The sequence below is a fragment of the Sphingobium terrigena genome (assembly GCF_003591655.1).
In the GTDB taxonomy this organism is placed as follows: domain Bacteria; phylum Pseudomonadota; class Alphaproteobacteria; order Sphingomonadales; family Sphingomonadaceae; genus Sphingobium; species Sphingobium terrigena.
Window position 1 is genome coordinate 261448 of record NZ_QVRA01000005.1, and the last position, 24950, is coordinate 286397.

28 protein-coding genes are annotated in these 24950 nt (G+C 64.0%); 16 read left to right on the forward strand and 12 right to left on the reverse strand.

Features of this window, described 5'->3' with window-relative positions:
• The first annotated feature begins 255 nt into the window (after window positions 1-255).
• From D0Z70_RS08045 to D0Z70_RS08055, 3 genes are all read left to right on the forward strand, one after another.
• Complete coding sequence (locus tag D0Z70_RS08045) at window positions 256-3750, forward strand: autotransporter domain-containing protein (protein ID WP_119745118.1); 3495 nt, start codon at window positions 256-258, stop codon at window positions 3748-3750.
• Window positions 3751-3933: 183 nt separating this feature from the next.
• A complete protein-coding gene (gene lgt, locus D0Z70_RS08050) occupies window positions 3934-4800 on the forward strand; it encodes a prolipoprotein diacylglyceryl transferase (protein ID WP_119745120.1) in 867 nt (288 codons plus the stop codon).
• Complete coding sequence (locus D0Z70_RS08055) at window positions 4790-5848, forward strand: class I SAM-dependent methyltransferase (RefSeq protein ID WP_119745122.1); 1059 nt, start codon at window positions 4790-4792, stop codon at window positions 5846-5848. The genes lgt and D0Z70_RS08055 overlap by 11 nt, the downstream gene beginning before the upstream one ends.
• Before the next feature lie 13 nt (window positions 5849-5861).
• Here the strand turns inward: D0Z70_RS08055 and gmk are convergent, their stop codons facing one another.
• Window positions 5862-6527 (reverse strand): guanylate kinase, encoded by a 666-nt coding sequence (gmk, locus tag D0Z70_RS08060; protein WP_119745124.1) that lies wholly within the window; start codon window positions 6525-6527, stop codon window positions 5862-5864.
• 66 nt (window positions 6528-6593) lie between these two features.
• Here gmk and D0Z70_RS08065 point away from each other — a divergent pair, with 66 nt between their 5' ends.
• Complete coding sequence (locus tag D0Z70_RS08065; protein WP_182913893.1) at window positions 6594-7148, forward strand: DUF2585 domain-containing protein; 555 nt, start codon at window positions 6594-6596, stop codon at window positions 7146-7148.
• On the opposite strand, the gene D0Z70_RS08070 is transcribed toward D0Z70_RS08065, so the two are convergent.
• Window positions 7145-7489, reverse strand: coding sequence for a hypothetical protein (locus tag D0Z70_RS08070; RefSeq protein ID WP_119745129.1), 345 nt, complete (start codon window positions 7487-7489; stop codon window positions 7145-7147). The two genes, D0Z70_RS08065 and D0Z70_RS08070, sit on opposite strands and share 4 nt — an antisense overlap.
• Window positions 7490-7538: 49 nt before the next feature.
• Window positions 7539-8924 carry a class II fumarate hydratase gene (fumC, locus tag D0Z70_RS08075; protein ID WP_119745131.1) on the reverse strand — a complete coding sequence of 462 codons (1386 nt, stop codon included), beginning with the start codon at window positions 8922-8924 and terminating at the stop codon, window positions 7539-7541.
• Between the two features lie 409 nt (window positions 8925-9333).
• Here fumC and D0Z70_RS08080 point away from each other — a divergent pair, with 409 nt between their 5' ends.
• The 3 genes from D0Z70_RS08080 to D0Z70_RS08090 all read left to right on the forward strand — a co-directional run bounded on the left by D0Z70_RS08080 (window position 9334) and on the right by D0Z70_RS08090 (window position 11191).
• A complete protein-coding gene (locus tag D0Z70_RS08080; RefSeq protein ID WP_119745220.1) occupies window positions 9334-9675 on the forward strand; it encodes a type II toxin-antitoxin system TacA family antitoxin in 342 nt (113 codons plus the stop codon).
• A gap of 65 nt (window positions 9676-9740) precedes the next feature.
• Entirely contained in the window at window positions 9741-10193 is a 453-nt protein-coding gene (locus tag D0Z70_RS08085) for a GNAT family N-acetyltransferase (protein ID WP_239018854.1), read from the forward strand.
• A gap of 17 nt (window positions 10194-10210) precedes the next feature.
• Window positions 10211-11191, forward strand: a complete 981-nt coding sequence (locus D0Z70_RS08090; RefSeq protein ID WP_119745135.1) for a hypothetical protein — start codon at window positions 10211-10213, stop codon at window positions 11189-11191.
• Window positions 11192-11590: 399 nt separating this feature from the next.
• Here D0Z70_RS08090 and D0Z70_RS08095 read toward each other — a convergent pair whose 3' ends face one another.
• Window positions 11591-12067 carry an SspB family protein gene (locus tag D0Z70_RS08095; RefSeq protein WP_119745137.1) on the reverse strand — a complete coding sequence of 159 codons (477 nt, stop codon included), beginning with the start codon at window positions 12065-12067 and terminating at the stop codon, window positions 11591-11593.
• Window positions 12068-12178: 111 nt separating this feature from the next.
• Between D0Z70_RS08095 and hisB the strand changes: the two genes are divergently transcribed.
• The 6 genes from hisB to D0Z70_RS08125 all read left to right on the forward strand — a co-directional run bounded on the left by hisB (window position 12179) and on the right by D0Z70_RS08125 (window position 15975).
• The gene (gene hisB, locus D0Z70_RS08100) at window positions 12179-12766 is read left to right on the forward strand and encodes an imidazoleglycerol-phosphate dehydratase HisB (protein ID WP_119745222.1); all 588 of its coding nucleotides are present in this window, start codon (window positions 12179-12181) and stop codon (window positions 12764-12766) included.
• The gene (hisH, locus tag D0Z70_RS08105) at window positions 12763-13380 is read left to right on the forward strand and encodes an imidazole glycerol phosphate synthase subunit HisH (protein ID WP_119745139.1); all 618 of its coding nucleotides are present in this window, start codon (window positions 12763-12765) and stop codon (window positions 13378-13380) included. Before hisB ends, hisH begins: the two co-directional genes overlap by 4 nt.
• A 106-nt stretch (window positions 13381-13486) precedes the next feature.
• Window positions 13487-14224, forward strand: coding sequence for a 1-(5-phosphoribosyl)-5-[(5-phosphoribosylamino)methylideneamino]imidazole-4-carboxamide isomerase (gene hisA, locus D0Z70_RS08110; protein ID WP_119745141.1), 738 nt, complete (start codon window positions 13487-13489; stop codon window positions 14222-14224).
• 4 nt (window positions 14225-14228) lie between these two features.
• Window positions 14229-15008 (forward strand): imidazole glycerol phosphate synthase subunit HisF, encoded by a 780-nt coding sequence (gene hisF, locus D0Z70_RS08115; protein WP_119745143.1) that lies wholly within the window; start codon window positions 14229-14231, stop codon window positions 15006-15008.
• Window positions 15009-15016: 8 nt separating this feature from the next.
• Entirely contained in the window at window positions 15017-15337 is a 321-nt protein-coding gene (locus D0Z70_RS08120; RefSeq protein WP_119745145.1) for a phosphoribosyl-ATP diphosphatase, read from the forward strand.
• Window positions 15338-15408: 71 nt separating this feature from the next.
• Entirely contained in the window at window positions 15409-15975 is a 567-nt protein-coding gene (locus tag D0Z70_RS08125) for a hypothetical protein (protein ID WP_119745147.1), read from the forward strand.
• Here the strand turns inward: D0Z70_RS08125 and D0Z70_RS08130 are convergent.
• Window positions 15972-16871 (reverse strand): histone deacetylase family protein, encoded by a 900-nt coding sequence (locus tag D0Z70_RS08130; protein WP_119745149.1) that lies wholly within the window; start codon window positions 16869-16871, stop codon window positions 15972-15974. The genes D0Z70_RS08125 and D0Z70_RS08130 overlap by 4 nt on opposite strands.
• A gap of 56 nt (window positions 16872-16927) precedes the next feature.
• On the opposite strand from D0Z70_RS08130, the gene D0Z70_RS08135 reads away from it, so the two are divergent.
• Genes D0Z70_RS08135 through D0Z70_RS08145 form a run of 3 tightly spaced genes read left to right on the forward strand, consistent with a single transcriptional unit; the run spans window position 16928 to window position 19430 of the window.
• Window positions 16928-18400 carry a L,D-transpeptidase family protein gene (locus D0Z70_RS08135; protein ID WP_119745151.1) on the forward strand — a complete coding sequence of 491 codons (1473 nt, stop codon included), beginning with the start codon at window positions 16928-16930 and terminating at the stop codon, window positions 18398-18400.
• Between the two features lie 6 nt (window positions 18401-18406).
• Window positions 18407-18718 (forward strand): hypothetical protein, encoded by a 312-nt coding sequence (locus D0Z70_RS08140; protein WP_119745153.1) that lies wholly within the window; start codon window positions 18407-18409, stop codon window positions 18716-18718.
• A 52-nt stretch (window positions 18719-18770) separates the two neighbouring features.
• Window positions 18771-19430, forward strand: a complete 660-nt coding sequence (locus D0Z70_RS08145; RefSeq protein ID WP_119745155.1) for a murein L,D-transpeptidase catalytic domain family protein — start codon at window positions 18771-18773, stop codon at window positions 19428-19430.
• A 136-nt stretch (window positions 19431-19566) separates the two neighbouring features.
• Here D0Z70_RS08145 and D0Z70_RS08150 read toward each other — a convergent pair whose 3' ends face one another.
• From D0Z70_RS08150 to D0Z70_RS08180, 7 genes are all read right to left on the reverse strand, one after another.
• Window positions 19567-20274 (reverse strand): hypothetical protein, encoded by a 708-nt coding sequence (locus D0Z70_RS08150; protein WP_182913894.1) that lies wholly within the window; start codon window positions 20272-20274, stop codon window positions 19567-19569.
• 103 nt (window positions 20275-20377) lie between these two features.
• Window positions 20378-21073: an ATP12 family chaperone protein gene (locus D0Z70_RS08155; RefSeq protein WP_119745157.1), complete on the reverse strand. Its 696-nt coding sequence runs from the start codon at window positions 21071-21073 to the stop codon at window positions 20378-20380.
• Complete coding sequence (locus tag D0Z70_RS08160) at window positions 21070-21324, reverse strand: hypothetical protein (RefSeq protein WP_119745159.1); 255 nt, start codon at window positions 21322-21324, stop codon at window positions 21070-21072. The genes D0Z70_RS08155 and D0Z70_RS08160 overlap by 4 nt, the downstream gene beginning before the upstream one ends.
• On the reverse strand, window positions 21321-21980 hold the full coding sequence (locus tag D0Z70_RS08165) for an HAD-IA family hydrolase (RefSeq protein ID WP_119745161.1): 660 nt from the start codon (window positions 21978-21980) through the stop codon (window positions 21321-21323). Before D0Z70_RS08165 ends, D0Z70_RS08160 begins: the two co-directional genes overlap by 4 nt.
• Before the next feature lie 11 nt (window positions 21981-21991).
• On the reverse strand, window positions 21992-23422 hold the full coding sequence (locus D0Z70_RS08170) for an RluA family pseudouridine synthase (RefSeq protein WP_119745164.1): 1431 nt from the start codon (window positions 23420-23422) through the stop codon (window positions 21992-21994).
• Window positions 23419-23805: a fluoride efflux transporter CrcB gene (gene crcB / locus D0Z70_RS08175; protein ID WP_119745166.1), complete on the reverse strand. Its 387-nt coding sequence runs from the start codon at window positions 23803-23805 to the stop codon at window positions 23419-23421. Before crcB ends, D0Z70_RS08170 begins: the two co-directional genes overlap by 4 nt.
• Window positions 23806-23929: 124 nt before the next feature.
• Window positions 23930-24679, reverse strand: a complete 750-nt coding sequence (locus D0Z70_RS08180) for a hypothetical protein (protein ID WP_119745168.1) — start codon at window positions 24677-24679, stop codon at window positions 23930-23932.
• Window positions 24680-24950: the final 271 nt, after the last annotated feature.

Consider the following 24950-nt stretch of genomic DNA (forward strand, 5'->3'; position numbering starts at 1 on the left):
CAAGGTGCGCGCTCTGATCGCAGGAAAGCAACATGGATCAATGATCAGATTTGCTGCACCGCAAGATGATGCATAGCAAGACTTGCTTAAGCTGAGGTCAAAATGGCGGATTTGTGAGGCGATCCTATCACAAATCGGACATGGATGGCCGACCTGTGTCCTTTATGGAACAAGGCGCAACTTTCTCTAAACAGCCGATTGTTTTGCACTATTGTCTCGATTAGCTTCCCACCTGGTCTTTGGGGAGTTCACATCATGCTCATTCGCAAGAATGGCGCGCGTCTGTTGGCGCGCGCCCGTCGCAATACCCTGTTGGCGTCGGCTGCCGTAGCGGCAATTGGCCTCGCACCTGCCGCCCACGCAGTTGTGCCGAGCGATGGCAAGTCGCCCAGCGACATTGTCGATGGCAGCGACGTTAATGGCGTCGGTATCATGTATCGCGCCGACGGCTTCGTCTGCACCGGTACATTGGTCAATCCACGCACCGTCATCTTTGCGGCGCATTGCGTCAACGATCTGACCTCCGCCGATTATGGCACGACCAATGATGGCGTGCCGGTCGCTTTCGCTTTCCAGAACAATGCCCGTCCCGGCCTCATCAACTGGCTGAGCAACGGATTTCAGACCAACACGGCGCTCAGCGTCTATAATGTCAACAATATCGCCTATCATCCCGACTCGCTTGATCCGCCCGCGCTCAGCTTCCTCTATGGCGACGTGGCGATGGCGACGCTGGACACGCCCGCGTCGGATGTGCCGACCTGGACGATGCTCTTTTCCGCCCTGCCCGCCCCTGCCGCCATCAGCGACACGACCGGCACCGGCTATCATGTCACCGTGACCGGCTATGGTCGCAGCGGCAGCGGTACGACAGGCCAGAGCAGCGGCATCGACTTCCGTCGCAAGACCGCCGAAAACTTCCTTGGAATGCTGGGATCGCTCGACGATATCGACGCCTTCCTGTTCGGCGCGCCCGGTGGCTATACGCAGAATCTCTACCAGACCGATTTCGACGATCCGACACGCGAAAACCCGTTCGACTTCAATGTTTTCAAGGACGACGCCCTGCCCAATGAAGGGAGCACAGCGCCGGGCGATTCCGGCGGCCCCCTGATCCTGGATCAGGCCTTTTCGGAAAAAACGATCCTGGGCGTCCTGTCGGGTGGCAGCCGCTATTTCCTGGAACAGCCGCGAAGTGCCTATGGCGGTTCGTCCTTCTACCAGCCGCTCTACCTGTTCTGGGACTGGATCGCGGCGAATAACCCCTATCGCTACGCCACCGCCAAGGCAGGCGACGGCAAGTGGAGCGACGCCAGCCACTGGCTGACCGCACTCGACCCCAATTACCGCATCATCGACAGCAATGGCGCGCTGGTAAACGGCATTCCAACGACTCCGGGGGCCGGTGCCTTTGGCGCTGACAGCGCGAGCAAATTCGGCCAGATTTGCTACCAGCCCAATTATGAGGCGGTCGACGCTTGCTATGATGTCGGCACCGACACGCTGATCATTGATGGCGAACCTGTTGCTGCCAGTACGGAAACGACGGGCAGCACGGGCGTATCGACCACCGTCGCCAATAATAAGGGCAAGGTGGAGATTGCCGAACGCAGCGCACAGGATGCATCTGTAACGCTCCTCGATTCTGCCCAGCATGATGCGCAGGCCGAAGGCGACAGCGACGCTGTCCTCCCTGCCCCGACTTTGGCCAATGGGCTGCCCGGCGCGACCAGCTTCGTTCCCAACAATATCGACCCGGTCGCATCGCAAGGTGTCATCGGTCGCTATTATGACGTGACGCTGAGCGCCAACGGCAAGACCACATTGGACACGACAGCAACGGTCGATCGCTTCACCATCTCCGGTACTGGCGCGGCACTGGACGTCACGTCGGCGGGATCGCTGACCAGCCTGATGGATATTTCGCATCTGGCCGGCGTGGTGAACGTCAATGGCAGCATCGAAACCCCCGGCGATTATTTCCTGCTGACCGGCCTGCTGTCGGGCAGCGGCACCCTGCGCACGCCCTTCTTCACCAACATTTTGGGCACGGTCGCGCCCGGCGGTGTGGGAACGATCGGTACACTCAGCATCGAGGGCAATGCACTGCTGACGTCAGGCAGCACGCTCCAGATCGATCTGGGTGCCAATGGCGTGTCAGACGTGCTGGCAGTCAAGGCGACCGAATTTGTCCCCGATGACAGCGACGAGGGCGGTGAATACCCGGACACTGGCGGTGGAGAAAGCAGTGGCGGCGATAATCAGGAAACATCAGCTGCCGCTGCGATCACCGCGGCGCAGGCCGATGGCGACGTGTCGCTGCTGGCGGCTGGCGATCCGATAAACGGCATCGCTGCGCTGGGCGGCAGGGTCGTGTTCGGCGCGGCAAGCGGCGGCCGGTTGCGCTTTGGCAACAGCTATACCTTCCTGACGGCAGAAGGCGGCATTGACGGCACCTTCACGACGCCGGGCAACATTTCGGCGGTGCTGAAGCCAGTACTGATCTATGGCACCAACTCGGTCAGCGTCCGGATTGATGCAGGTCTCTATGCCGATGTCGTCAATCGCGGATCGCAGGTGCAGACCGCCTATGCCCAGTTGCTCGACCAGAATCGCGGGCTCTACAGTCAGTTCTCCAACCTTTATGGCGAAGCAGACCTGCTGAGCATCGCCGGGGTTCAGGCCACGTTCGAAGCGATGGCCCCGCGCACCGAAACGCTCAAGACGTCGATGGGTGAAGTGCTCAACGACAATATGGCGCGCTTCTATCGCGATCGTCTGACCAAGCTGGACGGCGGCGCGATGGGCGGCACGTTGACCATGACCGGCCAGCCGCTGCAACTGGCCGCCGCCAGCCTCGACAATATCGATCTGGGCATGGACCAGAGCGGCGATGGCACGACGACGCGCGAAGGCGTGTTGCCCGAAGATATCAGCGCCTTCCTGGCGGGTGGCTATCTGGACGGCAAGAGCGCGCCGATGCGGTCCGCCCTGCCAATGGGCAAGGACAAGTTCGATGGCTGGTATATGGCGGCGGGCGTCGAAAAGGCCTTTGGCGACAATGGCGTCATCGGCCTGGCTGCGTCCTTCAGCGAATTGAAAGGCCAGACCGGCGTTGGCGACACCGGCCGCGCCCGCCTCTATCAGGGCACTGTCTATGGTGCCTTCGATCTGGGTGGCCTGAAGCTGGATGCGGTGGGCAGTGCTGGCACGCTCACCACCCGTTCGCGCCGTGCTTTCACCGTTGGCGTCACGCCCTACACTTTGTTCGGCAGCGATCAGGAACTGGCACTGTCGGGTGAAATCGGCCTCAGCAAGGCGCTAGGTGGCGATGCGTTCAGCATCGTGCCCCGCGCGGCGCTGCGCGGTGCCTATATCAGTTCGGGCAATCTGGCTGAAAATGGCGGCGACGCGGCACTGGTGATCCAGCGCCACGCGATCCGCAGCGCGCAGGGTCGTCTGGGTGCCACTGTCAAGGCGAATACAGGCGGGATCAAACCCTATGTCACCGCCAATTTCGTCCATGAATTCAACGACCAGCCGGCCTTCTTCCTCGCCAATCTGGTGGGCGGCACAGGCAGCGCCGTTCCCTTTGCCCTGGGCGGTTCGGACAAGAATTGGGGCGAAGTCGGCGGCGGCCTGACCGTCACCACCGGCAACATCGACTTGAGCCTGTCGGCCGACACCACCGCCTGGCGCAAGGACGTGCAATATCAGAGCTATCGCGCGGCAATCAAATTCCGCTTCTGATCTTTTACCCCCTGACATGATTGAGGGCCGTCCTGCGGGGCGGCCCTTTTTCGTGGCCGCTCCCTCTTCATCTTCCGGCCCGCCTGCGATTTTTTGATTTACGCGATTTCCGAGCCATCAGATGATTCCATCTGACTGGAAATCGCTCTATGGCCTCTCCCATATTGCCAAGAGGAAGCCGATTTGATCCTGGACCTTGCCGCTGCCGCTTCGGGTGCGATCCGTTTTGACGATCTGGGCGTCGGCCCGGTCGCTCTGGACCTGGGCTTCTTCACGCTGAAATGGTACAGCCTTGCCTATCTGGCGGGCATATTGATCGGCTACTGGTATCTGCTCAAGCTGATCGCCCAACCCGGATCACCCATGGGCCGCCGCCATGCCGACGACATGATCTTCTATGCGACGCTCGGCATCATCATCGGCGGGCGACTGGCCTATGTCATCTTCTACCAGCCCGAAATACTGAACAACCCGCTCGATGTCTTCAAGCTATGGAATGGTGGCATGTCCTTCCATGGCGGCGCAGCGGGCGTGTCGCTCGGCATCCTCTATATGGCGCGCAAGGAGAAACTCAGCTGGCTGCGCATCCATGATTATGTCGCCTGCACCGTCCCCTTCGGCCTGTTCTTTGGCCGCCTCGCCAATTTCGTGAATGGCGAATTGTGGGGCAAGGAAACCGATCTGCCATGGGGCATCATCTTTCCCACCGGCGGACCGTTCGCACGCCACCCCAGTCAGCTCTACGAAGCCGCGCTCGAAGGGCTTGTCCTTTTCGCCATCCTTGCTTTCGCCTTCTGGCGCACCCGCGCCCGTTATCAGCCGGGGATGCTCGTCGGGCTGTTCCTGCTGGGTTATGGCGTGTTTCGCTTTGGCGTCGAATATGTGCGGGAAGCGGACGCGCAACTGATGGAGTTCGCCGCCCGCACCGGCCTGCATATGGGCCAGTGGCTGTGTGTGCCGATGATCCTGGGTGGCCTCTATCTGATCGCCACGTCGAAGGGGCGTCGCGTGCGGGTGGAGCCAATCGCCGGAAGCGCGAGTGTCAGCTGAACCGCTGAGCCTCTCCGAACGGCTCGCGCGCCAGATCGCGGCGGGCGGGCCGATCTCGGTCGCCCATTATATGGCTGAGGCAAACCAGCATTATTATGCCACCCGCGACCCGCTGGGCGCGGATGGCGACTTCACGACTGCGCCGGAAATCAGCCAGATGTTCGGCGAACTGGTGGGGCTGTGCCTGGCGGACATCTGGATGCGATCGGGCCGGAAGCCGGGGCCGCTCTATGCAGAACTCGGGCCGGGGCGCGGCACGCTGGCGGCAGACGCCTTGCGGGCGATGGAGAGTGCCGCACTCGCGCCGCGGGTCCATTTTGTCGAAACCAGCCCCACCCTGCGCGAACGGCAGCGTGCGCTGCTGCCTCACGTCACCCATCATGACAATATCGACAGCCTGCCCACCGAAGGGCCGTTGCTGATCGTCGCAAATGAATTTTTCGACGCACTGCCGGTGCGCCAGTGCGTCCGGGTCGGCGAGGAATGGCGCGAGCGTGTCGTCATCCGGCGCGAACAGGAGGGGCGCTTCATCGCCGTCCCCGGCTATCGCCGCATCGAATCGGGCCTCCCGCCCATCGCCACGCAAGCGCAGGACGGGGCGATCATCGAGACGCCGATCGTGGGTGCGGGCATCGCCTATGCGCTGGCACAGCGGATCGCCAAACAGGGCGGCGCAGCGATCATCATCGATTATGGCTATGCCGGGCCGCTGCTGGGCGACACGCTGCAAGCGGTCAAGGCTCACGCCTTTGCCGATCCCTTTGCCGATCCGGGCGAGGTGGACCTCACCACCCATGTCGATTTCACCATGATCGGCAATATGGCGCGGCAGGCGGGGCTGCGTGTGTCAGGTCCGGTCGATCAGGGGGCATTTCTGCGCGAATTGGGCATTGATGCCCGCACCGATCAACTGGCCCGCACCAGCCCGGCCCGCGCCGCCGAAGTGGAGGCCGCCCGCGCCAGACTGACCGATGTTGACGCCATGGGCAGTCTGTTCAAGGCGATGGCCTGGGTCCATCCTGACTGGGCCGATCCAGCAGGCTTTTGAAGGCGGATCGCCCTCAATCTTCCTGGTGATAACGGCCCAGTTTGCGGATGAAACCAATGAGGCCGGTCTGGCGGCTGCGCTTCATCCGTTCTGCGTGAAGGATGGTCTGCACCCGGCTGAAACAATCGTCGGCATCGACATTGCACAGCACATAATCATACCCGTCCCAATGCGCGATCTCGCCCGCGGCGCGCGCCATGCGGCCGTCGATGACTTCGTCGCTGTCCGTCGCGCGGCCGCGCAGGCGGCGTTCCAGTTCCTCCATCGACGGCGGCAGGATGAACACCCGCACCACGTCGCCCCCGGCGATCTGGTGCAATTGCTGCGCGCCCTGCCAGTCAATGTCGAACAGCACATCCTGCCCGCTCTTGAGCATCGCTTCCACCGGTGCGCGGGGTGTGCCGTAGCGCTGGCCGAATACATGCGCCCATTCGAGGAATTCCTGGTCCGCGGTCATGCGGCGAAATTCCGGCAAGTCGACGAAATGATAGTCCTTGCCGTCGACTTCGCCTGGCCGCATCGGCCGGGTGGTCGCCGACACTGACATGGACATATCCGGCTCGGCCGCGAGCAGCTTGCGCGCGATGGTGGACTTTCCTGCGCCAGACGGCGAGGAAAGGACGAAGAGGACGCCGCGCCGTTTGAAGTCGGGCGTCTCGATCAGGGTGCTGTCGGCCATGGCCGCTAGTGCCGCTTGAAGCGGGCTTTTGCAAGAGGGGGATATGTGGGGATGCGGCACAGGCAGATGGTCCATCGCCGGGGTCTGATCGCCGCGGGGCTGATCGCGCTGTTGACCTGCGCCATCCTGCTGCTGATGGACCGGCCACCGATCTGCACCTGTGGCCGGGTCGATCTGTGGCACGGGGCGCTCGACAGCGGCAACAGCCAGCATGTCGCGGACTGGTATAGTCTGAGCCATGTCATCCATGGCCTGCTCTTTTACCCCGCCACCCTGTGGCTGCTGCGACGCCGGCCGGTCGGGGTGCGGCTGGCGCTGGCTGTGGCGGTGGAATCGGCTTGGGAGATATTGGAAAATTCACCGATCATCATCGACCGATACCGGACCGCGACGATCGCGCTGGGCTATAGTGGCGACTCTGTCCTCAATTCGATGAGCGACATCGGGATGATGACGCTGGGCTTCCTGTTCGCGTCGCGCGCGCCAGTCTGGCTGTCAGTGGCGGTCGCGGTCGGGTTCGAGTTGCTGGCGCTGGTGGTCATACGCGACAATCTGACGCTCAATGTCCTGATGCTGACCTTTCCGGTGGACGCCGTCCGCGACTGGCAGGCCGCGCTCTAAGCGTTGCGGGCCTTGCGCGTGGCGTCGATCGGGACTGGTTCCTTGCTCAGGTCCGGCAGCGCCTTGATCGCGCGCTTGCGATCGACCTCGCGCTTGGCCTCATACATTTTGCCCGCCATATAGGCACCCGTTACGAACAGCGCGCCAGCGGGGAAGCGCATGATGAGGCGCTTGACGCCCATGCCTGCGATCAGGCCGACGACGCCCTTCTTGCCGGTGTCCGCCGCGACGCGGGCGGCCACCACGGTCGCGCCGATACGGGCTGCCTTGCGCAGGAGGCTGGCCTTTTTGGGGGCCGTGACGGTGACGAGCGGGGCTTTGGGGGCGAAGGGCTTTTTCATATTGGGTTAATGTATCGAACGGCGCGCGGTTCCGCCATGCTGATGTGGATCATGTCATATTTTCCGGCCGCACCAGCGCGTCGAAGGTCGCCGCATCCACCAGCCCCAGTTCAAGGCCCGCAGCTTTGAGCGTCTGGCCGGTCTTGTGTGCGTGCTTGGCGATGGCGGCGGCGTTATCGTAACCGATTGCGGGGGCGAGCGCAGTGACGAGCATCAGCGAGCGATCGACCAGTTCGGCGATGCGCGGCGCGTTCGCCTCCAACCCCTCGACACAGCGTTCCGCGAAACTCTCCATGCCGACGCTGAGCAGATGGATCGAGCGCAGTAGCGCCGCGCCGATCATCGGCTTGAACACATTGAGTTCCAGATGGCCCTGCATCCCGCCGACCGTCACAGCCTGATGATTGCCGATGACCTGGGCGGCCACCATGGTCAGCATTTCGCACTGGGTCGGGTTGACCTTGCCCGGCATGATCGAGCTGCCCGGTTCGTTGGCGGGCAGGTCCAGTTCGCCAAGGCCAGAGCGCGGGCCGGAGCCAAGCAGGCGGATGTCGTTGGCGATCTTGGTGAGCGCGACGGCCAGCGTGGCCAGGGTCGAGGAGAGGTGGACCAGCGGATCGTTGGACGCCAGCGCCTCGAACTTATTGTCGGCAGTGCGGAAGGGCAGGCCGGTGATGGCAGCGATTTCCGCCGCGATCGCGACATCGAAGCCGGGCGGTGCGTTGAGACCGGTGCCGACCGCGGTGCCGCCCTGCGCCAGCGCCATCATGCCGTGCATGACGGCAGGCTCGATCCGCTTGCGGCTGCGGTAGACCTGATGCGCGTAACCGGAAAACTCCTGCCCCAGCGTCAGCGGGGTCGCGTCCTGCAAATGGGTGCGACCGATCTTGACGATATGGTCCCACGCTTTCGCCTTCGCGTCGAGCGCGGCATGGAGCCGGTCGAGCGCGGGAAACAGCGCGTTGGTAACCGCCAAGGCGGCGGCGACATGGAGCGCGGTGGGAAAGCTGTCGTTGGACGATTGGCCGAAGTTCACACCGTCATTGGGATGCACCGGATGCTTGCCGCCGCGCGTGCCGGTGAGCGCTTCATTGGCGATGCCGGCGATCACTTCATTGACGTTCATATTGGTCTGGGTGCCGCTGCCCGTTTGCCAGATGACGAGGGGGAACTGGTGGTCGTGCTGCCCTGCGGCCACGGCAGCGGCAGCGGTTTCGATCGCGTCGGCTTGGGTGGCATCCAGACCGTGATGCCGGTTCACCCGCGCGGCGGCCTGCTTCACGATGGCCAGCGCATGGACGATGCCGATCGGCATCCGCTCGTTCGAGTCGAACGGGAAATTCTCGATGCTCCGCTGCGTCTGCGCACCCCAATAGGCGTCTGCTGGCACCTCTATGGCGCCGATACTGTCGGTTTCGGTGCGGGTTGCGGGCATTGGGAGACGCCTTTCAGTTAAGAGTCATTCGCAAATCTGAGGCTGATTTAAGGTGAGGGGAGGGAAATCCAAGGGGTTACAGGCAAAGCGGTGACCGGGGCGGGTTGGTTGGAGGGGATGGCGTGTGAAACTTCGTTAAGTTCGCCCATGTCGCATATGGAGAGTTAGCGCCGGGGGGCGATGTAGGACAGCGGGAATTTGGGGTGACGGGGTTGCGCCATTTTTGGACGTTCGACTGCGATTACCTAGTGCTTGGGAGCAGACATCCCAAGACATGCTAGACCGGCTTCCATGAAAGAGGGGGTTTGGGCCAAAGCAGCCGGTCGATCCTGCAACCGGGATCAACCGTTTACGCCGAGATCAGTCATTTGTATTGACATTGTGGATACAAATGGGCATATTGCCAGGCATGCCGAAGGCTCACACATCTTCTTCTGAAAGCTCTGATCGGGCGGCTGTTATTGTCGTGGAGCGGTCTTCGGCTGCCGATACGAAGGGGAGTATCAACCTGCGGATCGAAACCAACACTCGCCAGCTCATAGACGATGCGGCAGCGGTATTGGGAAAGACGCGAACAGAGTTCATGGTCGAAAGTGCCCGGAGGCAAGCGATCGACGTCCTTCTCGACCAGCGACTGTTCGTGCTGGATTCCGAACGTTACGACGCCTTCATGCATGCGCTCGACAATCCTCCCGCACCGGGACCGAAGTTGCGTTCTCTGCTACGCCGAGTGCCGGCATGGCAGAAATAGGGGGCGCATCGGAACGCCCCGACACTGGTCTTTCGGCTCCCGTTCCACTAACCGCTGCACACGATTTGTCGGGTTTCGACTGCGGCGAACCAGCGTTGAATGACTGGCTACGTAACAGGGCTTGGAAAAACGAAAGCCGGTTCTCGCGTACCTATGTCGTTTGCGATCGAAATCGGGTAGTCGCTTACTTCTGCATTTCCGCTGGCGCGGTCGAGCGTGGATCTGCTCCCGGCAAGGTTCGGCGCAATGCGCCGGACACGATTCCGGTCTCAGTGATCGGGCGTTTGGCCGTCGATCACGATTATGCGGGGAAAGGTCTCGGAGCTGATATTCTGTCGGACGCATTGCGCCGGATCGCTATCGCCTCCCAGAGCATCGGCATTGGCGCCGTGCTGGTCCATGCAAAGGACGATGCCGCCAAGCGCTTTTACCTCCGCTCTGCTGAGTTCATCGAATATCCTGATGACAGCCGCACGCTGTTCCTCCCCATCGAGACAGTGATCGCGGCATTCAGCTAGATTTGGAGAGTTACAGGGTGGGCGAAGCAAAACGAAAGAGGCAGGAACGGGAGGCTTGGCCCCATACCGATAGCTACGGGGGCACGATCGATCTTCATGTGCTTCCCTCTGTCGCTGCGATCAATGGTGCGCGTATCCGCGAACTGACCGGCGATGAGAACATTCCAGATTCGACCCGGATCATTTTGCGGACATTCAAAGCCATCGTTGGGCCGCGAACTTTTCATGTTGGCTTCTGTCTTGGTGACGGAGACTCGTTCAGCGCGATTGGTATTGCTGTCATTGAGCGACTGGCGATGGAAGCACCGGGAGCGGCGCTCCATATTGTTCCGATCGTTTACGAAGATATCGCTTGGGACATCGTGATGCGGCATTTGCGCAGCTTCATAGGCCAGGTGCTGCTGTTCGCGTTTCCAAATTCAGACGTGTATGACGCCGGTACCGCACAGATCTCATATTCCAAACATATCCGGCAATTCGATCCAGAAGGTAAGCAGTTCGATCGACTGACCGACGTGCAACATCGTCGAATTCTTGAGCAGAAGGCGGCAATTCTCGATCGCCCGCCACCCCCTAAATTCTACGCCACGCAAGGGGTCGCGCAAGAGGATTCCCCTTGGATATTTCGGATCACGACGCCGATCGGTAAGACTATTCGGACGGCAGTTTGGGATGGGAGGCGCAACTATGCACATGAGATGCCTGCCGATGTCGTGCGATGGGTTGGTGGTGACAAGATCGCCATCGTGCAGGTCGAAAGTCCGGTCGGCGTAAACCGTCGCTCGTCGCTTAATCTCACGCATTTGCTGGCCAAAGATTTTGACGGAGTGATCCATTGGGCACGTGACTCCGAGACGTTCCAGTCGATCCTTAAATCGTTCATCCGTCTCGATCTGGATTCCGTTAGCCCGCCTGATCTTCCCGATGACTGGGAGCCTGAAATTATCATACTTGGGGCAAACAGTTCAGCCGAGGGGCACGATGATAAAAGCGGCTGACGTCGAACAGGCTATCTGCATAACCATCAGGGCGCACTGCCCCGGATTTGCAGGAGATTCCATCCATTGAGCCATTGATGAACAAGAGCCCGCTTTCAACGGTTCCAAATGAGGCTGTGAACGTCTACTTTGGCGGCGGCTCCGATGGTAAGGTTTGAGCGGTCCAGAACGGAAGATGTCGGCATGGGCTGACATTCCCGGCACCGCATCGGAACGGCTCACTTTGGTCGGGGGGGCGACGGCAAGGGAATGGCAGCTATCCAAGCATCCGAATCCCAAAAAAGTCAGTCGCCCATCGGCCATTATCAACCAAACCACACAGAAGCGGGATCCCGGATCAAGTCCGGGATGACGAAGGGGGGACGATCGTGATAGGCGCGCGCTAATCGCCGCCCGCGCTTACTTCTTCTTCCCAAAGTCCACCGTCACCACATTCGACCCATCTTCCGCCACGACCTGCGGGCCGTCATTCTCGGCTTCGTCATGGGGTTCGGGTAGGGCGTCGCCCGCGACCTGAAACTGGAGCGCGAAGTTGACGGCGGGGTCCACAAACGCGGTGATCGCGGCAAAGGGGATGTTGAGGTGGGCGGCGACCTGGTTGAAGGTCAGGCTGACTTCGAAATGATGGTCGCTGACTTTCAGGTCCCAATATTTATTCTGGAGGACGATGGTCATTTCGTCCGGGAAGCGCTCGATCAGCCGCTTGGGTATGTCGACGCCAGGCGCCTGGGTCTTGAAGGTGATGTAGAAATGGTGGCTGCCGGGCAGGCCGCCGCTGGCCTGCACCTCTCCCAACACGCGGCCGACGACGGCGCGCAGGGCTTCCTGCACGATTTCGTCATAGGGAATCAGGCTGTCGGGCAGGTCATCGCTCATGGGCCAATGTCCTAACGGCGCGAAACAGGGGGTCAACCCCCCCTCCCGGTTTGGATGGCCCGCATTGCAGGACCAGATTGCAAGATGGGCGGCACGCGCTATAGGGCCAGCATGCGCACGGCCGAGATTCACCGCAACACGGCGGAAACCCAGATCGACGTAACCGTCAACCTTGACGGCACGGGTCTTTATACGGTGTCAACGGGCATCGGCTTCCTCGACCATATGATCGAGCAATTGTCGCGGCACTCGCTGATCGACATGACCGTCAAGACGGTCGGCGACCTGCATATCGACCAGCATCACACGACCGAGGATACAGCGATCGCGATTGGCGAGGCGGTGGCCAAGGCGCTGGGCGACAAGCGGGGCATTTCGCGTTACGGCTCGGTCTATTCGCCGATGGACGAGACGCTGACACGGGTGGCGCTCGACATTTCCGGGCGGCCCTGGCTGGTGTGCAAATTGCCCTTCACGGTGCAGAAGATCGGCGAATGGGACGCGGAGATGGTGGAGCATTTCTTCCACAGCTTCGCGCAGGCCGCCGGCATCACGCTGCACATCGAATTTCTCTATGGCAGCAATAATCACCATATCGTCGAAAGCGCATTCAAGGGTCTGGCCCGCGCGCTGCGGCAGGCGGTGGAGATCGACCCGCGCAAGGCGGATGCGATCCCGTCGACCAAGGGGATGTTGTGAGCGGGGTCGCCCTGATCGACTATGGCGCGGGGAATCTGCATTCGGTCTATAATGCCCTGCGCAAGGCGGGGGCGGACGATGTCGTCATCACCGCTGACGCCGATGTGGTGGCACGGGCCGACCGGATCGTCTTGCCGGGCGTAGGCGCGTTCCGGGCATGCCGCGACGCACTGGTCGCGATTCCCGGCATGGTCGAGGCTATGGGCGCGGCCGTCCATGGGCGGGGCGTGCCTTTTCTGGGCGTGTGCGTGGGGATGCAGTTGCTGGCAGACGCTGGCGAGGAATTCGGGCGGCATGAGGGGCTGGGCTGGATTGGCGGCACGGTGCGGCTGATGCAGCCGGGCGACGCCAGCATCAAGGTGCCGCATATGGGGTGGAATGATGTCGTGCTGAATGGCGTGCCGCCTCTGCTCGAGCCGGGCGAGGCCTATTTCCTGCACAGCTATCATTTCGAGGCGACTGATCCGGCGCATGTCGCGGCGGTAACGGACCATGGCGGCCCGCTGGTCGCGGCGGTGGCGCGCGACACCATCATCGGTTGCCAGTTTCACCCGGAAAAGAGCCAGAGCTACGGCCTTTCCTTCCTGTCGCGCTTTCTGGAGTGGAAGCCGTGATGATGCCAACCCGTGTTCCCGCGAAGGCGGGAACCCAGTTGAAACGTCGGAGCTGGGTTCCCGCCTGCGCGGGAACACGTCATTCTGATTATCCTGTGGTGAGCCCATGTCTCTGATCGTCTTTCCCGCCATTGACCTGAAAAACGGGCAGGTCGTCCGCCTGGCCGAGGGGGATATGGACCGTGCGACCGTCTATGGCGACGATCCGGCGGCACAGGCGGCCTTGTTCGCGCAGGCGGGGGCGCAGCATCTGCATGTCGTCGATCTGGACGGCAGTTTTGCCGGCCATGCAGTCAATGCCGCGGCGATCGAGCGGATTGTCGAGACATTTCCGGGCCATGTCCAGCTGGGCGGCGGCATCCGCAATCGCGAGTCGGTGGAGCGCTGGTTTGACCTGGGCGTGTCGCGCATCGTCATCGGCACGGCGGCGCTGAAAGACCCGGCCTTCGTCAAGCTGGCGGCGCGCGATTTTCCCGGCGGGATTGTCGTGGCGGTCGATGCGCGGGACGGGTTCGTCGCGACCGACGGCTGGGCGGAGAAATCGGACATGCCGGTGATCGACCTGGCGCGGCGGTTCGAGGATGCGGGGGTGGCCAGCCTGCTCTTCACCGATGTGGGCCGCGACGGGATGCTGAAAGGTTGCAATGTCGAGGCAACGGTCGATCTGGCGCGGGCGACCGACATTCCCGTGATCGCCAGTGGCGGCGTGGCGGGGATTGCCGACATTCGCGTGCTGAGCCTGCACGCCGACGACGGGATTGAGGGCGTGATCACCGGGCGGGCGCTCTATGACGGGCGGCTGGACCTGAAAGTCGCGTTGGCCGTGGCGCAGGCGGCGGCGTGAAGCCATGACCGTCCGCACCCGCGTCATCCCCTGTCTGGACGTGGCCAACGGGCGCGTCGTCAAGGGCGTCAATTTCGTCGATCTGCGCGATGCGGGCGATCCGGTCGAGCAGGCAAAGCTTTATGACGCGGCGGGCGCGGACGAGCTGTGCTTTCTGGACATTACCGCGACGCATGAGGCGCGCGGGACGATCCTGGACGTGGTGCGGCGCACGGCCGAGGTCTGCTTCATGCCGGTGACGGTGGGCGGCGGGGTGCGGACGCCGGAGGATGCGCGTGCGCTGCTGCTGGCGGGGGCGGACAAGGTGGCGGTCAACAGCGCGGCGGTAGCGCGGCCCGAACTGGTGGCGGATATTGCCGATCGTTTTGGCAGCCAGTGTATCGTGGGATCGGTCGATGCCCGGCGGGTCGGCGAGGGTCGTTGGGAAATCTTCACCCATGGCGGGCGCAAGCCCACCGGAATCGACGCGCTGGACCATGCGCTGCGGTTGGCGGAGTTGGGCGCGGGCGAATTGCTGGTGACGTCGATGGATGGCGACGGGACCAGGGCGGGCTATGACCTGGCTCTGACGCGGGCCATTGCTGACGCAGTGTCCATCCCCGTCATCGCCAGCGGGGGCGTGGGGACGCTCGATCATCTGGTCGAAGGCGTGACGGTCGGCCATGCCAGCGCGGTGCTGGCGGCGTCGATCTTCCATTTCGGGCAGCATACGATCGCCGACGCGCATCGCGCGCTGGCGGCGGCGGGCGTGCCGGTGCGTGGCACCAATCTGGCTGAGGCGTGAGGACGGACATGCGCGAGACTCTGCACCAACTGGAACAGACGATCCGCCAGCGGCGATCGGCTGACCCGTCCACATCCTATGTCGCCAAGCTGACGGCGCGGGGGCGTGGCAAGATTGCGCAAAAGGTGGGCGAGGAAGCGGTCGAGACGGTGATCGCCGCGATGGCGGACGACCGTGCGGGCGTGGTTGGCGAAAGCGCGGACCTGCTGTTCCACCTGCTGCTGCTGCTCGCGGACCTCGACATTTCGCTCGACGATGTGTGCGACGAGCTGGAGCGGCGCGAGGGCGTGTCGGGGATTGCCGAAAAGGCATCGCGCCCCGCGGACTGACAATCATCGGATAGATATTGCGTCCGCTGCGTTCTGGCCTAGCCTCATGGGCGGGACAGGGAGTGGAGAGCATGATGATACGGACGGTAATCGGCGGCCTGCTGGGCGGCTTTGCGATGTTTATCACAGGCTTCATCTTCTGGGGTACGCCGCTGAGCGCGCTGGCGATGAGCCGCGCCGAGGGGCAGGCGAGCGCCAACTTGCAGGCGGCGCTGGCGCAGGCGCTCAACACCACCGGCACCGGCGTCTATACCATCCCCGATCCGGCGACGGCGGAGGGGACCATCCTGTATGGCAAAGGTCCGGTGGCGCAGATTTTCTACAATAGCAGCGGCTTTCCGGTGATGGACAGCGCCAGTCTGATCGGCGGGCTGATCCTGGCGCTGGTGGTGGGCGTGCTGATCGCGCTGGCGCTGCGGTTCGTCACGACCGGCTTTGCCGAGCGGGCGCGGGTCAGCCTGATCTTCGCGCTGGCGACGGTGCTGTGGATGGATATCGGGCAGGCCGTGTTCAACCATGCGCCCTGGGGCTATATTCTCTATCTGGGGTTCAGCGATTTCGTGGCGCTGGCGGTGGCAGGGCTAATCGCGGCCAAGCTGATGGACGGGGCGCAACCGACGGTCGGGACGGTGCATTAAACCGCCGCTTCCTGCGCCATGCGGATCATGCAGGCGGCATGGCGGTGGGCGATAGCCATGCGATCCTCGCCATAGCCGCCGCCCATGGTGCTGGCGACGGGGATGGCCCGCACCCGCGCCTGCCGCATGACATAGCGGTCGCGCGCGTCGAGGCCCGCATCGGTCAGGGCGAGGCGCCCCAGTCGATCGTCGCCATGCGGATCGACCCCGGCCTGATAGAGGATGAGGTCCGGAGCGAAATCGTCCAGCACGCCCGGCAGCGTGTCGTACAGGATGGCGAGATAGGCGGCGTCCTGCACCCCGTCAGGCAGGCCGATGTCGAGCGTGGAGCGCGCTTTTCGCACCGGGAAATTTTTTTCCGCGTGGATCGACAAGGTGAAGATGTCCGACCGGCCCGCTAGCAGCGACGCCGTGCCATCGCCCTGATGCACGTCCAGGTCGAGGATCAGGATGCGGTCCACCTCCCCCTCCGCGATCAGCCGGTTGGCGGCGATGGCCAGGTCGTTGAACACGCAATAGCCCGCCCCGCTATCGGCCAGCGCATGATGGCTGCCGCCTGCGGCATTGGCGGCAAAGCCATGGATGCGCGCCAGCCGCGCCGCCGCCCATGTGCCGCCGGGCGATAGAATGGAGCGACGCATCACCCGTTCCGTCACCGGAAAGCCGATCCGCCGTTCCTTGGGCGGCGGGACGGTGAGGGTCAGCACCTCCTCCACATAGGCGGGGTCATGCACCGCCTCTATCCAGGCGCGCGGCATCGGATCGGGGGTGTGGAGCGTCATGGGCGGCGCAATTTCGCGCAGCGCCTCCATTACCAGACCATATTTGTCGAAACGAAAGCGGCTGCCGGGTGTTGCGGGAGAGACATAGGCAGGATGGTGAACGACGTGCAGCATGATCTTTTCCGCTATCGTGATTTGAACGGTGGCCGCTTTGCGCTATCTGGTCCAGCATGAACCGTCCTGACATGATCCGTTTTTCGACGCTGGCCCTGCTGAGCGCCAGTGTCCTTAATGCCAGCACCCTGCCCGCTTACGCCCAGACGCCGGTAACGCAACCCCCGGCCACCGCGCCGACGCTGCCCCCGGCCATGGTGCAACCGGTGCCGCCAGCGCCATTGCCCGCGCCCATCCCGCCGCTGTCGGCGGCGCAGGAGGCGTGGGCGAATGGCTGGCTGCGCGGTGGCGCAGAACAGGGGCTGATGGCGCGCAGCAAGGCGACCGCCAGCCTGACCGGCGAAGCGCTGGTCAACGCACTGCTGGACCGGGCCAAGGCGCTGTCCACCGGGCGGGTCGATACTGCCGATTTCCTGGAGATATGGGCGCTGCGCCCCGAACGGTTCGATCCGCGCCCAGGACTGGCCAAGGCGGTGGCCGAGGATCGGCTGGCGCAATGGGCCAACGCCCTGACGCCGCCCTATGCGGGCTATGACGGCCTGCGCAAGGGGCTGGCCACCTATGAGGCGATCCGCGACAAGGGTGGCTGGCCAGTGCTGACCGCGACGTCCGCGCCGATGGTGGTGCGCGCACGCATCGCGCTGGAGGACAGGAGCGTCACGCCGACCGAGAAGCTGACCGACGTGCTGCAACGGGCGCAACGGCGCTATGGGCTTAATCCCACCGGGCTGCTCGACGCGCGGACGCTGGCGGCGCTCAATGTCAGCGTGGACGACCGGATCGCCGCGATCATGGCCAATATGGAGCGGTGGCGCTGGATGCCGCGCCGCCTGCCGGTCAACCGGGTGCAGGTGAACATCGCCGCCGCCGTGCTGACCGTGTTTCAGGGCGACCAGCCGGTCACGTCGATGCGCGCAGTCACCGGCAGCCCGCAAAATGCAACGCCGATGCTGACGTCGAGCATCCATTCGATCGTCGTCAATCCGCCGTGGAACGTACCGATGTCGATCGCCAAGCGGGAGCTGTTCCCCAAGGGACGGGCAACGCTGGCAAGGCAGGGCTACAAGATCATCAAGACGCCCGAAGGCGGCGAACGGATCGTCCAGCCCGCTGGCCCGAACAGCGCGCTGGGGCGGTTGAAGTTCGACTTCGCCAATCCGTTCGCGGTCTATCTGCACGACACGCCGTCGCGCGGCAAATTTGCGAGCTATGACCGGCTGGCCAGCCATGGCTGCATCCGGCTGGAAAAGCCGGTGTCGCTGGCCGAACTGATGGTGGCGAGCGACCCGGAATTGAACGGGCAGATCCAGACGCTGATCGACGCGGGCAAGACCCAGCGCGTGTCCCTGCCGCAGGAAGTGGCGGTCTATCTGCTCTACTGGACCGCCTTTGCCAGCAGCAACGGGACGATGAGTTTCCGCGCCGATCCCTATGGCTGGGACAAGTTGCTGGCCGCCAAGATCGAGGCGTCGAGCCGCCGGGCCGACCCCACCGCCCTCCCCTCCCCGACTATCGCATCGAAGGACTGACCACCCATGCGCAAAATTGCCCTGTTCGCCCTTGCCGGTGCGCTTGCCCTGTCAGCCTGCGGCAAGAAGGAGGAAGAGCCGACCGCGACCAATAATCTGGTCGAGCCGCCGGTCGAGAATGTCATCATTGAGGAGCCGGACGCGGTGCTGCCGCCGCCGTCCAACAATGCCGTCGCGACTCCGGCCGCGCCACCCCCGTCCGTGTCGGAACAGCAGCAGATTCAGGATGATGCCGACGCCACTGGCATGACCGCGCGCCTGCCCCAGGAAGGCGAAGAGAGCCAGCCCGTGGACGAAGCGAGCAGTTCCGCCCCATAAGGCGCATCGCCCCGCTCTTGGAGCGGGGCTGCGACTTTGCTATATTGGCGTCATGGATCGCCGCAATTTCACGAAGTTCGCCCTGAGCGGACTCGCCTTTTCGTTTCTAACCGACAGCATCGGCCGGGCGGCCGTGCCAGTGATGCCCGCCCCTGTGCCTGCGACGCCGGTCGTTCAGCCCGTGGCGGCCAAGCCCTATGCGTCGCTGCTGGAGCGGGCCAAGGCGGCGCTCGACCGGCATGGCGACGCCTTCACCCTGCGGGACCGGGTGGCGATCGCCGATTTCAATGCACCGTCCAAGGATTTGCGCTTCCACATCGTCGATCTGATCGGCGGGCAGAGCAGCAGCTATCTGGTCGCCCATGGCCGGGGGTCGGACCCGGCGCATAGCGGCTGGCTCCACAGTTTTTCCAATGAACCCAATTCGCTGGCCAGCAGTTCGGGCGCGTTCAAGACCGGCGAGCAATATATCGGCCAGCATGGCCGGGCGATGCGGCTGATCGGGCTGGACCCGCAGAACAACAATGCGGAACCCCGCGCCATCGTTGTCCATGGCGCGGACTATGTGGGCGAGGATCATATCGCAACCTGGGGCAAATGCGGGCGCAGCGAAGGCTGTTTCGCGGTCGCGCCGCACATGTTGCCGCAACTGCTGGGGCTGCTGGGCAGCGGGCGGTTGCTCTATGCGGACAAGATCGGGGTTGCGGGTTAAGCTTTTCCAGCGTCATCCCGGCGAAAGCCGGGATCTCTGTTCTTCCGGCGCGGCGTTGCGAAGAAAAGCGGGATGCCAGCTTTCGCTGGCATGACGGGAGATGGGGGCGGTTCGCTTCCAACTCCCGCCAGACATATTACCCCGCCTTCGCGCCGGTCAGCGCTTCGGCGGCAGGCTTGTTGGTCGCGTCAACCGAGCCGTCGGCCAGCATCGTCTTGCTGAGCGCAACCGCTTCGGCCTGAAGCGCGGTGTCGGTGCTGGTCTGGCTGGCGCCGATCAGGGCGGAAAGGAGGATGTTCTTCGTGACCTTGTCCGCCGCATTCTCAGACGCCGACTTGCGGGCCAAGCCTAGCGCTTCGGTGTAGAGCGGGGCGGAGCCTGTCTTGTCCTGGGCGGCGAGTTTCTGGTTGCCCATCTGGATCAATATGCCCGCCAATATGTTGCGGCTGGCGGCGTCGGTGGGCTTGGCTTCCACCACCTTGCGCCAGTGCGGCACCGATTCGCCGTACAGCGCGATCACCTTGTCCATCTGGCCGAGCGCGCCATAGGCAGCGGCGTCGGCATACAGGGCGTTGGCGAGGAAATTGACATTGTCGATCTTGGAGGGATCAACCTCCACCGCGGTGCGGATGGCGGGGAGCGCAGCGTCATATTTGGCGACGGCACCGGCATTGTCGCCCGCCTGCTGGGCGGCCTGTCCGGCAGTGAAGGCGGTGACCGCGCTGTTGAAAGCGGCGATCTGGGCCGGAGTCATTTGCGCGGCGGCAGGGGCGGCCTGAGCCGTCGCGGGGGCGTCCTGCGCCAGGGCGGGGGTGGCCAGCGCCAGCGGGGCGGCAAAGCTCATCAAAGCGATCAGGGCGGTCTTGGCCAATGTCAGGGTCTCCTTGGTCGTTGCGGTCAGCAGTCCAGGGGACAATGAACGAAGGCGCAGGCCGGTTCCCAGAGGGTCAGAGACGGCTCATCGCGCAAAAGGCTCCAGCTATGGCAAAATCGGCGGCGCGCCGCGCGTTGCGGGCAGCGGCCTGCGCGTCCTCGCCCCATTGTTCGATCTGCCAGGCTTCGTCGATTTCCGCCGCTTGCCAGATGGTGTCGAGGTTATGGCCACCATCGACAATGGCGAGGCCGCAGATGAGCGATCCGCTGAGGTTGACCAGCGTGGAGAGGCCAGCGAGCAGGAAGGGATCGAAGGCCGCGACTGCTGCGCCGAGCCGGGCGAGCGTCTGCGCGGGCTGATCGACCGGCCAGATGCCCTGCGTCACGACGAAGGCGACGTCATAGCGCGCCCGCGCCCAGTCGAGCAGCGGCTCCCAGGCTGCCGCCTGCCGCTCTACCAGCGTCTGCGGCGCTTCGGCACGGTAGCAGAGCAAATCGCTTTCGCCATAACGGGCGATCCCCGCGGCGAAGCTGGCATGATTGGGGACGATATGGTCGATCGCGGCATTGGCAAGGCCGGTAAGCGGCATGGTGGCGGGATCGACGCTCTCCCCCTGCGCGCGCCATTCGGCGGCGACCGCGTCGGCCAGCGCTGGCGTGGGCAGCGCCAGCAGCGCGCGGGCGGGGGTGCGGACCGGGCGGGTGTCGAGCTGAATGGCAAAGCCTTCGTCAGCGGGAACCACCGCGACGTCCTTGTAAAAGCGCTTCATGGCTTGGTGCGCTTGAACAGCGCCAGCATCAGGCGCGGGACGACCATGAACTGGAACAGGCCGACAATGACCATGATCGCGCCAAACGCCTTGGCCTTGTCCCCCTGCACCCAGGTGAAACGCTGCATGATGGCGAGGAAGCCGAACATGACGATGAAGGCGCCCGACAGGCGAAACAGGCCGATGGCAAAATGGCGCTGGCGGGCGATCTTTTCGGGATCGACGGGAGGTGGAGGCGGAAAGTCGGTCATGGCGCGCCGATATGGCCGCGCAATTGCGCGCTGTCCATGGCCACCGCCTGCGCGCCTGCTGCGATCAGTTCGTCCGGGGCGTGATAGCCCCAGGCGACACCGATGCTGCGCACGCCCGCGGCCATTCCCATGTCGATGTCGAAGCTGGTGTCGCCGATCATGACGGTGGTGGCGGGCGCGGCCCCGGCTTCGGCCATCGCAGTGAGCAGCATGGAGGGGTGCGGCTTGGACGGGTGGCGATCGGCGGTCTGGAGCGTGACGAAGCGGTCGATCAGGCCATGATGGGTGAGGCAGAGCGCCAGGCCGCGATCCGACTTGCCGGTGGCGACGCCCAGCAGCCAGCCGGCGCGATCCAGATCATGCACCAGATCGGCGATGCCGGGATAGAGCGGTTCGGACACCGCATTTTCGCGCCGCATCGCCCGAAACGCCAGCTTGTAGCGCTCCGAGAGATGATCGTGAAAATCCGCCTCCGCTTCGGGCAGCAGCCGGGCCATGGCGTGGGGCAGCGAGAGGCCCACGACCGAGAGGATGGCGAGGCGATCCGGCGCGGCGAGCTTTGCGTCCTCGAACGCGCGAACCATGGCGGCGCAGATATTATGCTGGCTATCGACCAAAGTGCCGTCACAATCGAACACGACCAGGGGGTTAGGCATCGACGCTGTCCCTATTCGCCCCCGCCGCGTGAGCGCCGTTCGCCCTTGCGGTCCTTGCGCACCTGCTTGGCGTGCTGGCGCGCGAACTTCTTTTCATCCTCGCGCGTGGGGCTGCGGTCGATCTCATCATCCAGCGGCATGTCGCCGAGGCTGAGGTCAAAGCCGAGATCGGCCAGGCTGGAGGCGAAATGGGCGGGCAGGTCGGCCATCACGTCCACCCGGCCACCATCGGGATGATCGACGCGGATGCGGCGGGCGTGGAGATGCATCTTGCGGCTGATCGTGCCGGTCAGGAAACTGTCCTTGCCGCCATATTTGCCGTCGCCGACGATGGGGTGGCCGATCGCGGCGAGATGGACGCGCAACTGGTGGGTGCGGCCGGTATAGGGTTGCAGCTCGACCCAGGCGGCGCGATTGCCTGCGCGTTCGATGACGCGATAACGGGTGCGGGCTGGCAGCCCTTCGGCTTCATCGACATGCATTTTTTCGCCGCCCGTGCCAGGTTGCTTGGCGAGCGGCAGTTCGATCATGCCGTCTGCGATGGCAGGCACGCCGATGACCAGCGCCCAATAGACTTTGCGCGCGGTGCGGCTGGAAAAAGCCTTGGCGAAATGGGCGGCGGCGCGGCTGGAGCGGGCCAGCAGCAACGCGCCCGACGTATCCTTGTCCAGCCGGTGAACCAGCTTGGGCCGCGATTCGGCGTTGAAGATCAGGCCGTCGAGCAGCTTGTCGACATGCTCGTCGGTCTTGGTCCCGCCCTGCGTGGCAAGGCCGGGCGGCTTGTTGATGACGATCGCCTGCGCGTCGCGATGGATCACCATCTCCTGCACATAGGCGATCTCGTCCGGGGTCAGGTCGATGACCATCGCGCGCTTGGCGGGACGTTCGGAGGGCGCGGCCTTGGCTTCGGCGGGGGGGACGCGGATCATCTGCCCCTCGGCGATGCGATCGCCCGGCGCGGCGCGTGCGCCGTCGATGCGCAACTGGCCGGTGCGCGACCAGCGCGACACGATGTTGAAGCCGACATCGGGCAGGTGCCGCTGGAACCAGCGGTCGAGGCGGATGCCGTCATCGTCGGGCTGGACCCGATATTGGCGCACGTCGAGCGAGACGCCCTTGGCCGCCGATGGCTTGGGCGCGGCGGCCTGCACCACGGGTGCTAGCTTGGCGGCGGCGGGCTTGGCGGCGGCGGGCTTTTTCGGGCCGGACTTGAAGGGCGGCTTGAAGGCGGGCTTGCCGCCCTCCCCCTTGCGCGCGGTGGCCGCTTTTGCGCCGCCACGGGCGCGGCCGGGCGCGCCGGTCGGCTTGCCGGGAGCCGCTTTACCGACGGCGGGCTTGCCGAAGGCTTTGCCGGGTGCCGCTTTGCCAGCGACAGGCTTGCCGGGGGCAGCGGGTTTGCGACCGCGCGGGGCGTCGCTCTTGCCGGGAGGACGACCCTTCATGCCACGACACTCCGCATCAGCGACAGGCCCAGCGCCAGCGCCCCGACGGCACCGATAACCGACGCCAGCACATAGGCCAGGGCGACGATGATCTGGCCGCGCTCGATCATCAGCAGCGTTTCCAGGCTGAAGGCGGAGAAGGTGGTGAAGCCGCCCAGCACGCCGACACCCAGCAGCAGCCGCATCGGTTCGCCCGACGCCATGCTGCCGCGCGCCAGCCAGCCAGCCAGCAGGCCCATGGCAAAACCGCCGATCAGATTGGCCGCGAACGTGCCCCACGGCCAAGTCGCGCCCGGCGTCATCGCGCCCAGGAAACGGCCCAGCTGGTAGCGCAGCGCAGCGCCCACCGCGCCACCGCCCATAACAAGGAAAATATTGGTCATGCCGCTGCCCCTACAGCGATTGCGTCAAAGGGGAAAGGTCGCATCTGCGCGCCATTGCCCCTCCACCACGCCCTGCGGGCGCGGTCCCCCTCCCCAAACCTGCGGCGCAGGGAGGATTTGGGGCTTATTTGCCGTTATCGGCGATGATGTCGACGCTGGTCTTGCCGCCCGGCGCGTCGGTAAAGAGGATGAAATAGGCGCTGCCATCGGCCTTGCGCGTGCCGCCCAGCACATGATCGCCGCCCAATATCTTATGTTCGCCATCATAACCGGCGCGGCGGGCGAGGGTGTAATAATAGTCCATCACGCCCTGCCGCGGCGCAGGCGTCACGAAACTGGCGGCGCGCAGGGTGCAGCCATTGCGTTCCGCGCCAGCCGCTTCGGTCAGTTGTGCGCCGGGATAGAGGGTGAAGGGGTCGGGCAGGCGCTGCGCCCATTCCATGCCATAGGCAAGCTGCTTGCTGCAATTAGCGTTGCCGCCGTTGCGGGCCGCCTGTTCGCGGGCGACCGCGCCCAAGGTGACCGTCGATGCCATGGCCTCGCCCTCGCTGGGCGCAGGCGCGGCGAGCAGCTTGCCGCCTGCCTGTTGCAAGGCCGCGGCCTGCGCCTTGCCTGCGTCGCCACTCAGCAACGGCACTGCGCCATTGGCGGGACGGTCGGCGGGGCGCACGGCGTTGCGGTTGGACTGGCCAACCAGCTGGGGATCGACCACGATCGGGTCGGCCAGCGCGCCTTTCAGCGCCGGATCGACCGCGTTGTTGGTGAGTTGCGCATCGAGCGCAGCGAGGCTGGCGTCCTTGTCCCCCTTGCCGCAGGCAGCGAGCGCCAGCGTCAGCGTCAGCGTGATGATGGAAACGGACCTGAAAAACGCCATGCTGCACTCCTTCGTAAACAAGGCATGAAGAGTGCGGGTTAATTTTTCGTTAGGACTTTTGGTGAATCGCAGGGAAATCCGCATCGCCGGGCCAATTTCTGGCCATTGGCCTGCCTGTTTGCCTTGTGGCCGCGCGGCGGAAAGGCCATTTAGGGCTTGTGGGGATTCATCGTGAATTGATGACGGCTGCGGCGAGGTAGATCATCGCTTCGAAGCTGCGGTCTGTTTTGCAGGCTCGCATGGCGATGCGCTTGAACTCCTTGAGTTTGCA

What these genes read in the sequence shown, in the direction of transcription:
- D0Z70_RS08155 (WP_119745157.1), bottom strand. Translation starts at nt 21,073, where the DNA reads ATGAAGCGCTTTTACAAGGACGTCGCGGTGGTTCCCGCTGACGAAGGC.
- D0Z70_RS08165 (WP_119745161.1), bottom strand. Translation starts at nt 21,980, where the DNA reads ATGCCTAACCCCCTGGTCGTGTTCGATTGTGACGGCACTTTGGTCGAT.
- D0Z70_RS08065 (WP_182913893.1), top strand. Translation starts at nt 6,594, where the DNA reads ATGGTCCATCGCCGGGGTCTGATCGCCGCGGGGCTGATCGCGCTGTTG.
- D0Z70_RS08130 (WP_119745149.1), bottom strand. Translation starts at nt 16,871, where the DNA reads ATGCTGCACGTCGTTCACCATCCTGCCTATGTCTCTCCCGCAACACCC.
- D0Z70_RS08135 (WP_119745151.1), top strand. Translation starts at nt 16,928, where the DNA reads ATGAACCGTCCTGACATGATCCGTTTTTCGACGCTGGCCCTGCTGAGC.
- gmk (WP_119745124.1), bottom strand. Translation starts at nt 6,527, where the DNA reads ATGGCCGACAGCACCCTGATCGAGACGCCCGACTTCAAACGGCGCGGC.
- D0Z70_RS08160 (WP_119745159.1), bottom strand. Translation starts at nt 21,324, where the DNA reads ATGACCGACTTTCCGCCTCCACCTCCCGTCGATCCCGAAAAGATCGCC.
- D0Z70_RS08125 (WP_119745147.1), top strand. Translation starts at nt 15,409, where the DNA reads ATGATGATACGGACGGTAATCGGCGGCCTGCTGGGCGGCTTTGCGATG.
- hisF (WP_119745143.1), top strand. Translation starts at nt 14,229, where the DNA reads ATGACCGTCCGCACCCGCGTCATCCCCTGTCTGGACGTGGCCAACGGG.
- hisA (WP_119745141.1), top strand. Translation starts at nt 13,487, where the DNA reads ATGTCTCTGATCGTCTTTCCCGCCATTGACCTGAAAAACGGGCAGGTC.
- D0Z70_RS08120 (WP_119745145.1), top strand. Translation starts at nt 15,017, where the DNA reads ATGCGCGAGACTCTGCACCAACTGGAACAGACGATCCGCCAGCGGCGA.
- D0Z70_RS08180 (WP_119745168.1), bottom strand. Translation starts at nt 24,679, where the DNA reads ATGGCGTTTTTCAGGTCCGTTTCCATCATCACGCTGACGCTGACGCTG.
- hisB (WP_119745222.1), top strand. Translation starts at nt 12,179, where the DNA reads ATGCGCACGGCCGAGATTCACCGCAACACGGCGGAAACCCAGATCGAC.
- crcB (WP_119745166.1), bottom strand. Translation starts at nt 23,805, where the DNA reads ATGACCAATATTTTCCTTGTTATGGGCGGTGGCGCGGTGGGCGCTGCG.
- D0Z70_RS08140 (WP_119745153.1), top strand. Translation starts at nt 18,407, where the DNA reads ATGCGCAAAATTGCCCTGTTCGCCCTTGCCGGTGCGCTTGCCCTGTCA.
- D0Z70_RS08150 (WP_182913894.1), bottom strand. Translation starts at nt 20,274, where the DNA reads ATGAGCTTTGCCGCCCCGCTGGCGCTGGCCACCCCCGCCCTGGCGCAG.
- D0Z70_RS08080 (WP_119745220.1), top strand. Translation starts at nt 9,334, where the DNA reads ATGCCGAAGGCTCACACATCTTCTTCTGAAAGCTCTGATCGGGCGGCT.
- fumC (WP_119745131.1), bottom strand. Translation starts at nt 8,924, where the DNA reads ATGCCCGCAACCCGCACCGAAACCGACAGTATCGGCGCCATAGAGGTG.
- D0Z70_RS08145 (WP_119745155.1), top strand. Translation starts at nt 18,771, where the DNA reads ATGGATCGCCGCAATTTCACGAAGTTCGCCCTGAGCGGACTCGCCTTT.
- D0Z70_RS08095 (WP_119745137.1), bottom strand. Translation starts at nt 12,067, where the DNA reads ATGAGCGATGACCTGCCCGACAGCCTGATTCCCTATGACGAAATCGTG.
- D0Z70_RS08170 (WP_119745164.1), bottom strand. Translation starts at nt 23,422, where the DNA reads ATGAAGGGTCGTCCTCCCGGCAAGAGCGACGCCCCGCGCGGTCGCAAA.
- D0Z70_RS08045 (WP_119745118.1), top strand. Translation starts at nt 256, where the DNA reads ATGCTCATTCGCAAGAATGGCGCGCGTCTGTTGGCGCGCGCCCGTCGC.
- D0Z70_RS08070 (WP_119745129.1), bottom strand. Translation starts at nt 7,489, where the DNA reads ATGAAAAAGCCCTTCGCCCCCAAAGCCCCGCTCGTCACCGTCACGGCC.